The organism is Streptomyces sp. NPDC026206 (assembly GCF_040638465.1).
In the GTDB taxonomy this organism is placed as follows: domain Bacteria; phylum Actinomycetota; class Actinomycetes; order Streptomycetales; family Streptomycetaceae; genus Streptomyces.
Window position 1 is genome coordinate 69783 of record NZ_JBEZYL010000016.1, and the last position, 11474, is coordinate 81256.

Annotated in this window: 11 protein-coding genes; 5 read left to right on the forward strand and 6 right to left on the reverse strand. The window is 71.7% G+C overall.

The genetic code is table 11. The features are described from left to right. Positions 1-14: 14 nt before the first annotated feature. Entirely contained in the window at positions 15-1169 is a 1155-nt protein-coding gene (locus AB0F13_RS21630) for a DUF711 family protein (protein ID WP_362084601.1), read from the forward strand. Between the two features lie 50 nt (positions 1170-1219). Further along, entirely contained in the window at positions 1220-2686 is a 1467-nt protein-coding gene (locus tag AB0F13_RS21635) for an aldehyde dehydrogenase family protein (protein WP_362084604.1), read from the forward strand. Between the two features lie 10 nt (positions 2687-2696). Here AB0F13_RS21635 and AB0F13_RS21640 read toward each other — a convergent pair whose 3' ends face one another. After that, positions 2697-4220, reverse strand: coding sequence for an aldehyde dehydrogenase family protein (locus AB0F13_RS21640; RefSeq protein WP_362084607.1), 1524 nt, complete (start codon positions 4218-4220; stop codon positions 2697-2699). Positions 4221-4278: 58 nt separating this feature from the next. Further along, positions 4279-5547: a GAF domain-containing protein gene (locus tag AB0F13_RS21645; RefSeq protein WP_362084610.1), complete on the reverse strand. Its 1269-nt coding sequence runs from the start codon at positions 5545-5547 to the stop codon at positions 4279-4281. A 341-nt stretch (positions 5548-5888) separates the two neighbouring features. On the opposite strand from AB0F13_RS21645, the gene AB0F13_RS21650 reads away from it, so the two are divergent. Both AB0F13_RS21650 and AB0F13_RS21655 read left to right on the forward strand, forming a co-directional pair. Next, a complete protein-coding gene (locus AB0F13_RS21650) occupies positions 5889-6122 on the forward strand; it encodes a holin (RefSeq protein ID WP_362084613.1) in 234 nt (77 codons plus the stop codon). 289 nt (positions 6123-6411) lie between these two features. Then, the gene (locus AB0F13_RS21655; protein ID WP_362084616.1) at positions 6412-7176 is read left to right on the forward strand and encodes a hypothetical protein; all 765 of its coding nucleotides are present in this window, start codon (positions 6412-6414) and stop codon (positions 7174-7176) included. A 140-nt stretch (positions 7177-7316) separates the two neighbouring features. Here the strand turns inward: AB0F13_RS21655 and AB0F13_RS21660 are convergent, their stop codons facing one another. Further along, entirely contained in the window at positions 7317-7493 is a 177-nt protein-coding gene (locus tag AB0F13_RS21660; RefSeq protein WP_362084619.1) for a zf-HC2 domain-containing protein, read from the reverse strand. A gap of 49 nt (positions 7494-7542) precedes the next feature. On the opposite strand from AB0F13_RS21660, the gene AB0F13_RS21665 reads away from it, so the two are divergent. Beyond that, on the forward strand, positions 7543-8133 hold the full coding sequence (locus AB0F13_RS21665) for a sigma-70 family RNA polymerase sigma factor (RefSeq protein WP_362084622.1): 591 nt from the start codon (positions 7543-7545) through the stop codon (positions 8131-8133). 261 nt (positions 8134-8394) lie between these two features. On the opposite strand, the gene AB0F13_RS21670 is transcribed toward AB0F13_RS21665, so the two are convergent. The 3 genes from AB0F13_RS21670 to AB0F13_RS21680 are packed head-to-tail and all read right to left on the reverse strand — an operon-like array spanning position 8395 to position 11458. Then, a complete protein-coding gene (locus tag AB0F13_RS21670) occupies positions 8395-8871 on the reverse strand; it encodes a copper chaperone PCu(A)C (protein WP_362084625.1) in 477 nt (158 codons plus the stop codon). Next, a complete protein-coding gene (locus AB0F13_RS21675; RefSeq protein ID WP_362084628.1) occupies positions 8871-11237 on the reverse strand; it encodes a cation-translocating P-type ATPase in 2367 nt (788 codons plus the stop codon). Before AB0F13_RS21675 ends, AB0F13_RS21670 begins: the two co-directional genes overlap by 1 nt. Next, positions 11237-11458, reverse strand: a complete 222-nt coding sequence (locus AB0F13_RS21680; RefSeq protein WP_362084631.1) for a hypothetical protein — start codon at positions 11456-11458, stop codon at positions 11237-11239. Before AB0F13_RS21680 ends, AB0F13_RS21675 begins: the two co-directional genes overlap by 1 nt. Positions 11459-11474: the final 16 nt, after the last annotated feature.

Sequence of the window (11474 nt, forward strand, 5' to 3'; positions counted from 1 at the left end):
CTCAGGTGCGTGCCGTGACCCTCTGCCTTCCTGACGAAATGTTCGAGGGTGGGCGAGCCAGTGGCGTCGGCATCAGCGAATACGGCGAGAAAGCACTGGCGATCGGTGACAAGATCACGCGCGCCGGGTTCGAAGTGCAGACGGTCCGCCTTTCCAGCCCGGCACTGGACGGGCCGCTGAACCACGATCAACTCTACACGCGAGCCGCTGATCTCGTGGAAGGCTGCCGGCGGGCGGGCGTGGGCAGTGCCTCTCTGGGCGCATTGCGGCCTGCCGCGCTTGTGGAGCTCACGCCTTCCCAAGTCGCAGAAGTGCTGACTGAATACCCGTCGCTGTTCCTGTCTGTTGTCGTCGCTGATCGTGCCGACGTGGACCACTCCGCCGTCGATTTCAGCGGGGCTGTGATCCGCGAGCTGGCGAGCCGTGACGGTGATGCCAACTTTCGATTCGCGGCAGTCGCCAATCTGGGCGCCAACGCTCCATTGTTTCCCGGCTCCTTCAGCGACGGCGGCAATGCAGGGGTGAGCGTGGGACTGCAGTCGGCCGGCACACTGCTCGCACGCGCCCGAGCGAATCCACCCCGCGACCTGGCGGAGACGACACAACTGACCAGGATATGTCTGCAGGATCAGCTGGCCTCGTTCGAAGACTTGCTGAGGCCATCATGCGAGCAGCATGGCCTGCTGTTCCATGGTTTCGATCCGTCGCCGGCCTGTGCGCCGGATGCCAGCATCGGAGAGTTTCTGGAGAATGTCGGTGGAATCCGGTTCGGTTCCCCCGGCACGATCGCAACCTGCGCTGCAGTTACTGCTGGCATTCGGTCGGTCAGCCAGCCTACTGTCGGATATGCGGGTCTGATGCTCCCGGTACTCGAAGACAGGGTGCTCGCACTCGCCTGGCAGGAGGGCCGAATCAATGCCGACTCAGTGCTCGCGTACTCGTCGGTCTGCGGTGCCGGATTGGACACGATCCCCTTGCCCGGATCGACTCAGGATCATGAGGTGGTCGCCGTGATCAGGGATATGGCGGCACTGTCGGCACGGTGGGCGAAACCTCTGTCCGCCCGTTTGATGCTCGCGCCGGTCAGCTCCGATCCGCATCGTACCCAGTTTCGAGCGGAACAGATCGTCAACATCGACTATCCGACCGCTCAGGGGTATCGCGGGTGATGATCTGAATGAGGGTGCTCGTCTGCGAAACATCGAAGGAGGGGCAGTCAATGCCGCTCGCACCGTCCATCACCGATTTCTCGTTTCACCACCGCGAACACTGGATCGGCGGTGTATGGGTTCCCTCGAACGGCCCGGAAATCGATCGAGTGAGCAATCCGGCCGACGGCAGCCTCATCGGGAGCGTCCCCCGGGGTGAAGCGGCAGACGCGGAGGCCGCTCTCGCGGGCGCAGCCGCAGCGCTACCCGGCTGGAGCGAGACACCACGCGATGACCGACTCAAATCGGTGCAGAGCTGGCTGCGGCTGATCGAGGCCGATTCCGAATTCCTTAGCAAGCTGATATCCCGCGAGGCGGGCACGCCGATCACCTTGAGCCGCAATGTTCAGGTGGGTCTTGCGATCGACGTCGCCCGAGCGTGCATTGATGCAGCGTCTGTGCTGGACGAGGAGCGGCGTGGCAATTCCATCATCCGTAGGGTGCCGGCCGGGGTAGTGGCGGCGATCACGCCTTGGAATGTGCCGCTGATCCTCACCCTGCAAAAGGTTGTACCGGCTCTGCTCGCCGGGTGCACGGTCGTGCTCAAGCCCAGCGAACGGACGCCACTGCATGCGGCATACCTTGCACGACTGGCCGAGCGCAGCGAATTGCCGGCCGGCGTGCTCAATATCGTGTTCGGTGACGGGCTGAGGGTCGGATCAGCACTGGCATCTTCTCCCACCACCGACCTGATCTCGTTCACCGGCTCGGTGCGCGCCGGCCGCTCGGTGGCCGCTGCAGCGGCAACGAACCTCAGCCGCGTGCACTTGGAGCTCGGGGGCAAGAGTGCTTCATTGATTCTCGATGACGCAGACATAGCTCAGGCAGTCGCAGCGTCCATCGATCAGGCGATGTTCAACAGCGGGCAGGCGTGTCTCCAATGGAGCCGGCTGATCGTGCCGCGACGGCTGGTTCGCGAGACAGAGGAACTTGCGCGGACGATCACAGCCACGTACGTCGTTGGCGATCCCGCTGACCCTGATACCAACCTGGGGCCGCTCATCAGCGCAGACGCCAAGACGCGGGTCGCTCGCGCATGTGAACTCGGGGTGGCTGGAGGCGCTCGCCCGGTGGTTCCTCAGCGAGATATGGACGGTCTGTACTTCGCACCGACCGTGTTCAGCGACGTGACCGAGGACATGGATCTGGCGCAGGAGGAGATCTTCGGGCCAGTCATTTCGATCATGACCCATGACGGGGACGACGACGCCGTCCGCCTGGCGAACTCCACGCGCTACGGGCTGCATGGTTCGGTGTGGTCCCGCAGCGATGAGCGGGCAACCGCGGTCGCCCGGCGGGTGCGGGCAGGCCAACTGGAGATCAATGGTGCCCCGTTCAATCCGGCAGCGCCCTTCGGCGGGTTCAAACACTCCGGCATCGGGCGAGAGTGCGGAGCAGAGGGGATCGACTCCTTCTGCGAGCTGCAGGCCCTTCACTACCCAGTGGCAGGCGGACGGACTGTTCGAGCCAAGACGTAGATCCGGTGGTCTAGAAGAACCCCAGCTTCTTCGCCGAGTAGCTCACCAGCAGGTTCTTCGTCTGCTGGTAGTGGTCCAGCATCATCTTGTGGCCCTCGCGGCCTATGCCTGACTGTTTGTAACCGCCGAAGGCCGCGTGGGCCGGGTAGGCGTGGTAGCAGTTGGTCCAGACGCGGCCGGCCTGGATGGCTCGGCCGGCGCGGTAGGCGGTGGTGCCGTTGCGGGTCCAGATGCCGGCGCCCAGGCCGTAGAGGGTGTCGTTGGCGAGGGTGATGGCGTCGGTGAAGTCCGTGAAGGGGGCTACCGCTACGACCGGGCCGAAGATCTCCTCCTGGAAGACACGCATGTCGTTGCGGCCCTCGAAGATGGTGGGCTGGACGTAGTAGCCGCCCGCCAGTTCGCCGTCGAGTTCGGCGCGGGCGCCGCCGGTGAGGGTGCGGGCGCCTTCCTGGCGGGCGATGTCGAAGTAGGAGAGGATCTTCTCCATCTGGTCGTTGGAGGCCTGGGCGCCGATCATGGTGTCGGTGTCCAGGGGGTGGCCGGGCCGGATCTGCTCGGTGCGGTCGATCGCCGCTTCCAGGAAGGTCGTGTAGTGGCCGCCCTGGATCAGGGCCCGGGACGGGCAGGTGCAGACCTCGCCCTGGTTGAGGGCGAACATGGCGAATCCTTCAAGGGCCTTGTCGAGGAAGTCGTCGTCGGCCGCGGAGACGTCGTCGAAGAAGATGTTGGGGCTCTTGCCGCCCAGTTCGAGCGTGACCGGCTTCAGGTTCTCCGAGGCGTACTGCATGATCAGGCGGCCCGTCGTCGTCTCGCCGGTGAAGGCGATCTTGGCTACCCGGGGGCTGGACGCCAGTGGTTTGCCGGCCTCGGCACCGAAGCCGTTGACGATGTTCACCACACCCGGAGGGAGGACGTCCGCCACCAGATCCAGCCAGACGTGGATGGACGCCGGGGTCTGCTCGGCCGGTTTGAGGACCACGGCGTTGCCTGCCGCGAGTGCCGGGGCGAGCTTCCAGGCCGCCATCAGGATGGGGAAGTTCCACGGGATGATCTGGGCGACCACGCCCAGCGGCTCGTGGAAGTGGTAGGCGACGGTGTCCTCGTCGAGCTCGGAGAGGGTGCCCTCCTGGGCGCGGATCGCGCCCGCGAAGTAGCGGAAGTGGTCGATGGCGAGCGGGATGTCGGCGGCGAGGGTCTCGCGGACGGGCTTGCCGTTCTCCCAGGATTCGGCGACCGCGAGGATCTCCAGGTTGCGCTCCATGCGGTCGGCGATGGCGTTCAGGACCGCGGCGCGCTCCGCCGCGCAGGTGCGGCCCCACGCGGGTGCGGCGGCGTGGGCGGCGTCCAGGGCGCGTTCGACGTCCTCGGCGGTGCCGCGCGCGACCTCGGTGAAGGGCAGGCCGGTGACGGGGGTCGGGTTCTCGAAGTAGCCGCCCTGCTTGGGCGGTACGTACTCGCCGCCGATCCAGTGGTCGTAGCGCGGCCGGTAGGTGACGATGGCGTCGGGGGAGCCCGGGCCGGCGTAGCGGGTCATGAGGGCGGGCCCTTTCGGTTGACGGGTGCCTGCGTGGCGGGCGATTGCCGTCAGGACGCTAGCCCCGCGCAGGTTGCACGAACGTTGCCCGCAGGTGCCGCGCACGCGCCGCCACCGAGCCGCGGTGCGCCGCGCTCCGTGGGAGCGCGGTCAGCAGTCGCTCCCACACCTCCAGGTCCTCCTCGCCCCACCGGCTGTCGGCCCACAGCTGCAGCGCCCCCGCGTCACCGCTGCCCAGTAACGCCCGCCGCAGCCGGTCCTCCAGCAGCCGGCGCATCCGGCACACCCCCGGGGCCTCGGAGAGGGGGAGGAGGGGACCGTTGTACGCGTGGAGGGCGGCCCGGAGGTCGCCTGCCTCCAACTCCCGCTCCACGGCCGACGCGTCCGTCTCCAGCGGAACGTTCAGGCGGTACGGGCGAGAGGCCATCAGGTCGCCCGCCAGCCGTCGCAGCCGGGACAGCTCCGCCCGCAGTGTCACCATGGGCATCGGCCGGTCCCCGTAGAGGGCGAAAGCCAGTTGATCACCCGTCAGGCCCTCGGGGCGGTCCGCCAGCAGGGCCAGGATCTCACTGTGCCGTCTTCCCAGCCGCAATCGCCGGCCGTCCGTCACGAGGAGCGCCTCGTCGCGGCCCAGGACGGACAGGGCGTGGCGCGGTCCGGTGGCGGCGGTCGCCAGTTGCGCCTCCGCCGCGCGCGCGGTGGCCTGGACCAGGGCCAGGCTGTGCGGGCCCGCCAGATGGTCGCCGCCGGTGATGTCCACGGCGCCCAGCAGCCGCCCGGTGCGCGGGTCGTGGACGGGCGCGGCGGCGCAGGTCCACGGCTGGACCAGACGGTTGTAGTGCTCGGTGGCGAAGATCTGCACGGCGTGGTCCAGGGCGAGTGCCGTGCCCGGCGCGTTGGTGCCGGCGTGGCGCTCGTCCCAGCGGGCGCCCGGAACGAAGTTCATGCCCTCCGCCCGGCTGCGTACGCCCCGGTGCCCCTCGACCCACAGCATGCGGCCCGCAGCGTCGCAGACCGCGAGCAGATGTGCACCGTCGTCGGCGATGGAGCCGAGCAACTCGCGGAAGAGCGGCATCGCCCGCGCGAGCGGATGCGCGCGGCGGTAGCTCTCCAGTGCGCCGTCGGCCAGCTCGACCGGGACCGTGAACTCGGGCGCGGGCAGCGCCGCCGCGGACCGCCGCCAGGAGTCGGCGACCACCGCGCGCACGCGTGGGCTCAGCACGCCCCCGGAGACGAACGCGGCGTGCGCGCCGCGGAGTCGGCGGCACCGCTCGGCGGGATCGGCGCCGGAAGCCATCGCCAGCCATGGATTGACCGCGTCGGCCATAGGAACCCCTCCCAGCGGACCGGCTTCCCCGGACGCCCACGGCGTTCGCCGGCCGTCTCGGCCGTCGTCGGCCGTCGTCGTGACGATACCGCTGGGGGCGCCGGTGCGCCGGTGCCGAAGTGGCCCGGAGCGGGTACATCCCGGGACAGCAGAGCTTGCGGTGCACACGTCACAACGGCGACTCTTCCACCGGGAACAAGTGCTGAACCGACCGAACGTCCTGAACTCCGCAAGTACGTCCCGACACCAGTACGTCCCGACATCAAGTACGTCCCGACACCAGTACGTGCCGAAACACGAACGTCCCGTAATCAAGAACTCCCTGAAACGGAAGACCATTCATGCGCCAGGTGCTTGCCGACATCGCCGAACGTACCCTCGCCGCCTACGTGACCACCTTCCTCGGTCTGCTCATCGCGGACGGGTTCGACCTCACCAGCGTCTCCGCGATCAAGGCCGCCGCCATCGCCGCGCTGCCCGCCGCGCTCTCGGTGATAAAGGGGGCGATAGGCAGCCGCTTCGGCGACAAGGGCAGCGCCGCCTGGCTGCCGGCCCGGCGGGGCGGCCGGGCCTGACGCTTACCGGAAGCCGGCCGTCCACACGGGGTGTGCGCGGCGCACCCGCACCCACCCCCTCGCACACGCTGCCACCGGGGCCCGGCGCGCGGTTGACTCGACAGCGCGAGTCCCACTGGCGCGACGGGACCGGGTCGCCGGTCATTCCCCCCGAGCCGGCGGCCCGCCGCCCCGTACCGCCGGGCGGACGGTACGGGGCGGAGCCATGCGCCCGAGCGGGGGGTCGTACGGGCGTGAGCGAGCCCCCCGGCGTCGGGCCGCGCGGGGCGGGTGCAACGATGTCTCCGTCATGAGAGCAGGGCAGGAGACCGGGCAGGTACCGCGTGCGCTGCGAGCCGGGGTGTTCGCAGCGGTCTGCGTGCTGCTCGCGGCCCTGGGGCACGCCGTCATGTCCGGGACCACGGTCCCGTGGTGGGCCATAGCCGTCGCGCTGTCGACGACGGGCGCCTGTGCCTGGTTCCTGGCGGGGCGCGAACGCGGACCGCTGCTGATCACGCTCGCCACCGTGGGAGCGCAGACCGGGCTGCACTCGTTCTTCACGCTCGCGCAGAACGTCACCCAGAACATCGTGCAGAGCGCGGGGCACCAGGCGGCCGATGCAGCCGGCGGGGCCGGCACCGTCGTGGCGGACCTGGGCTCCACGGGCTCGTCCGCCCTGTGCGGCGGTGCCGGTCACGCGATGACCACACCCATGCCCATGCCCATGCCCATGTCCATCCCGTCCATGGACCACGCCATGGGCGGGATGGACATGGCAGGCATGTCGATGCACGCCGGCCACGGTGCCCTCGGCATGTGGTCCGCCCACGTGCTCGTCGCGCTCCTGTGCGGCATCTGGCTCTCCGGCGGCGAACAGGCCGCCTTCCGGCTCGGCCGGACCATCGGCGCCCGCCTCTTCACGCCGCTTCTCCTCCTCTTCCGCGACGTGCCGGTCCGCTCCGGACCGCCCCGCGTCCGTGCCGGCCTGGGCCGCGCCGACCAGCGGCTTCGCCGGCTGCTGTACGCCCACGTCCTGGCCACGCGCGGTCCGCCGGCTCGCGTCGCCGTCTGCTGACCGGCTCACCCCGGGGCCGCTGACGGCGACCGACCAGGTCGGATCACGTCACCGGGCCCGCCCGCCGCCCCTGCGGCCGGGCGCCCGGATTCCAGGAAGGACCCAGGGCGATGACCCCTGCCCTCACACCGCCGCTCTCGTCACACCGGACGCAGGCCCGCCGCCAGCGTCTTCAGCCGGCGGGCCCGACGGCCCCAGTCACGGCACGCGGAACAACTCAGCAGATGCGCGTCGAGTGCCGCCCCGGAGACCTCCGGCGGCAGCTCCTCGCCGTCGACGCGCGCGGATATAGCGGTACGGAACTCACTGCAGTGCACCCCGCCATCGTCCCCGGCACCGGTACGACTCCCCGCACCGGGGGCCGCTGTGCGTGACGACGAGACGGTGACCGCCTGGGCGCTGGCGGCGCGCGGCGGCGACGCCGACGCGGTCGAACGGTTCATCCGTGCCCTGCAGAGCGATGTGCGGCGGTACGTGGCGCGGCTGAGCAACGACCCGCAGGGCGCCGACGACCTCGTGCAGGAGACGTTCCTGCGGGCCCTGCGCTCCCTGCCGCGCTTCGAGGGCCGTTCGTCGGCCCGCACCTGGCTGCTGTCCATCGCCCGCCGCACGGTCGTGGACCGGCTCCGCTTCCAGGCGGCCCGGCCGCGCCTGTCGGACACCGACGACTGGCAGTCGGCCGCGGAGCGCGCGCAGAGCGCGGAGCTGCCCGGCTTCGATGAAGGTGTCGCGCTGTCGCAGCTGCTGGACCGGCTGCCGTACGAGCGGCGGGAGGCGTTCGTGCTGACCCAGATGCTCGGGCTGCCGTACGCGGAGGCCGCGGTCGTCGCGGGGTGTCCGGTGGGCACGGTGCGGTCGCGGGTGGCGCGGGCGCGGGAGGCGCTGATCGGGCAGTTGGAGACGGCTGAGCGGGAGGCGGTGGCGGTGCCGATGCCCGTGCCCGTGCTTGCGGGGTAACCACGTGTGCCCCGGCCCCCGGGGAGGTGCGGTGCGGGGCGGGGTGGTTCTTCCCCACCCCGCCCCTTCCCGCCGTATCCGACATGCGGCTCCGCCGCGTGGCGGTTCCGCCCCGGACCCCGGTCCGCAAACTCCCCAGCCACTACCGCTGGGAGGTGTCCCCGGACGGGCTGGATTGTGCCCGGGCGGCCGACAGCGCTCCGTGTCGTGCCGACAGCGTCTCCCGGCGGCTTGGACAGGGACCCCGCCCCGCGGGAGCGTTCAGCTTCCCGCCCTCACCACCGTGGCCTCCGCCCGGATCGTGCCGCTTTCGCGGAAGCGGAGAACGAAGGGGAGGCGGTCGCCCACGCGGACCTGGGGTGGGCGGTAGACCATGATGTCCAGGCCGTGGGGCGTCATCTTCAGCGTGCCGCGGGCGGGGACGGTCGCGGAGGGGACCATGCGCATCGAGCCCGCGCCGTTCTTGACGACCGTACGGCTCAGCATGGCGCCGCCCGCGGAGGGCACGTCGACGCCGATGAGCTCGTCGTCCGCGTCCCCGGCGTTGCGCAGCCGGAACATCGCCGCCGTGTTCTCGATGCCGAACGGCACCAGGACGCGTGCGTCCTCGACCGTCACCGCGGCGGGCCGGCCCGCCGCGCCGGAGGCGGTCCAGGCGGTCAGGCCGCCGAGGGCCACCGCGCACGCCACGAGCGGGACGAGAGCGGCTCGCCCGGCGCTGATCAGCGAGTCCTTCATCAGATGCCCCCTGGGGACGGCTTGTTGTTCCGGACGGCCCTGCCGGGCCGCGGCTGCCAGCCGCGCAGCCGCAGGCTGTTGCCGACCACCAGCAGGGAGCTGGCGGACATCGCCGCCGCGGCGACCATCGGGCTCAGCAGCCCGACCGCGGCGAGCGGCACGGTGACCAGGTTGTAGCCGAAGGCCCAGGCCAGGTTGGAGCGCACGGTCACGGAGGTGCGCCGGGCCAGGCGTACGGCGTCGGCCAGGGCGCTCATGTCCTCGCGTACGAGCGTCACGTCCGCCGCGCCGATGGCCGCGTCCGTGCCGCTGCCCATCGCGATGCCGAGGTCCGCGCCCGCGAGGGCGGCGGTGTCGTTGACCCCGTCGCCGATGACCGCGACCCGGTGTCCGCGCTCGCGCAGCGAGCGGACGAGCTCGGCCTTGTCCTCGGGCGTGGCCCGTGCGTGGACCTCGGTGATGCCGAGCTCGGCGGCGACCGAGCGGGCGGCGGCCTCGCTGTCGCCGGTGGCCAGGACGGGGCGCAGGCCGAGCCGCTTGAGATGGTCGACGGCGCGGTAGCTCCCGGCCCGCACGGTGTCGCCGAGGGCGATGACGGCCTCGGCGGTGCCGTCCACGGTCACGAGGACAGCGGTCCTGCCGGCTTCCCCGGCCCGCCGGAGGGCGTCGGCCAGCGGCGGTCGCAGTGCCGCCGGGCCCTCGCCCCCCGGGTTGCCCGCCGGTGCGGCGGGGGCGGCTTCCCCCGCCGCGGCCCGTCCCGTGACGCCCCCGGCGCCAGGGCCACCGTCCGGCCGCGTCACCTCCACCACGTGGCCGTCCACCCGTGCCCGTACGCCCATGCCCGCCGTCGCGACGAAGTCCGTCGCGGGCGGCAGGGGCCCGGACGCCGTCTCCAGCGCGTGGGCGTGGATCGCGCGGCCGACCGGGTGTTCCGAGCCGGCCTCGGCCGCGGCCGCGAGCTGCAGGGCCCGCTCGTCGCCGGTCAGCTCGGTCACCGTCATCGAACCGGTCGTCAGCGTGCCGGTCTTGTCCAGCACGACCGTGTCCACGCGGCGCAGCCCCTCCAGGGCCTGCGGGCCGCTGACGAGGATGCCGAGGCCCGCGCCGCGGCCCGTCGCGGCCAGCAGGGCCGTGGGGGTGGCCAGGCCCAGCGCGCACGGGCAGGCGACCACGAGCACCGCGACCGCCGCGGTGACCGCCGCCTGCACGGTGGCGCCCGCGCCCAGCCAGAAGCCGAGGACGGTGACGGCGACGGTGAGGACCGCCGGGACGAAGACCCCGGCGATGGCGTCCGCGACGCGCTGCACCCGGGCCTTGCCCGCCTGCGCGTCCTCCACCAGCCGGGCGATCCGGGCGAGTTGTGTGTCCGCGCCGACCGCCTCGGCCCGTACCTCCAGGACACCACCGGAGTTGACCGCGCCACCGATCACGGGCGAGCCGGGCCCGGCCTCGACCGGCGCGCTCTCGCCCGTGACCAGTGACAGGTCGAGCGCCGAGGTGCCCGCGACGACCACGCCGTCGGTGGCCACCCGCTCGCCGGGCCGTACGACGAAGCGGTCGCCGAGCTTCAACTCCGCGATGGGAACACGGCGTTCCGAGCCCTCGGCGGTCCGTACCACCACGTCCTTGGCCGCGAGCGAGGCGAGCGCCCGCAGCGCGGAGCCCGTGCCCCGCCGCGCCCGCCCCTCCAGCAGCCGGCCGGTCAGCACGAACAGCGGTACGCCGACCACCGCCTCCAGGTAGATGTCGGCGGTGCCGCCCATCGCCGACGGCACCAGCGTGAACGGCATCGTCATCCCCGGCCTGCCCGCACCGCCGAGGAACAGCGCGTACGCGGACCAGAGGTAGGAGGCCAGGACGCCGAGGGAGACGAGCGTGTCCATGGTCGCGGCCGAGTGCCGCAAGCCCCGCAGCGCCCGACCGTGGAACGGCCACGACCCCCAGACGGCCACGGGCGTGGCCAGCGCGAAGCACAGCCACTGCCAGTTGCGGAACTGCAGGGCGGGAGCCATGGACAGGACCAGCACCGGCACGGACAGCACGGCGGTGATCAGCAGCCGGGTGACCGCCGGGGCGTCCGGCGTGCCGGCGCTCTCCCCGGGCCCCGGCTCATCGGGGGCCGGCGGCTCGGGCAGCGAGGCGGTGAAGCCCGCGCCCTCGATCACCGCCACCAGTTCTGCGGCGGTCACCGCGGCGGGGTGGCTGATCCGTGCCCGGCCGGTGGCGAGGTTGACGCTCGCGCTGACGCCCTCCAGGCGGCCGACCTTCTTCTCGATGCGCGCCACACACGCCGCGCAGGTCATCCCGCCGACGATCAGCTCCGTCTCGACGGCGGAATCCGTCGCCGCGTTCGTCGTCGTGGTCATCAGTGGCCCATCCCGGGCATGCCGCCCATGCCCGGGCCGGAGCCGCCCCCCGGGCTTCCGCCGGAGCCCTCGCCACCGCCGGTGCGGTGCATGCCGGGTGCCGCGGGCCCGGCCGCCGACCCGGCCGCGCAGGCGACGCCGAAGAGGGCGGCCAGTAGCAGGACGAAGCCGGCCAGGGTTGCGTACGGACGGAGAGGGGGGCGTGCTCGACGTGCGGTCATCGCCGCATCGTGACAC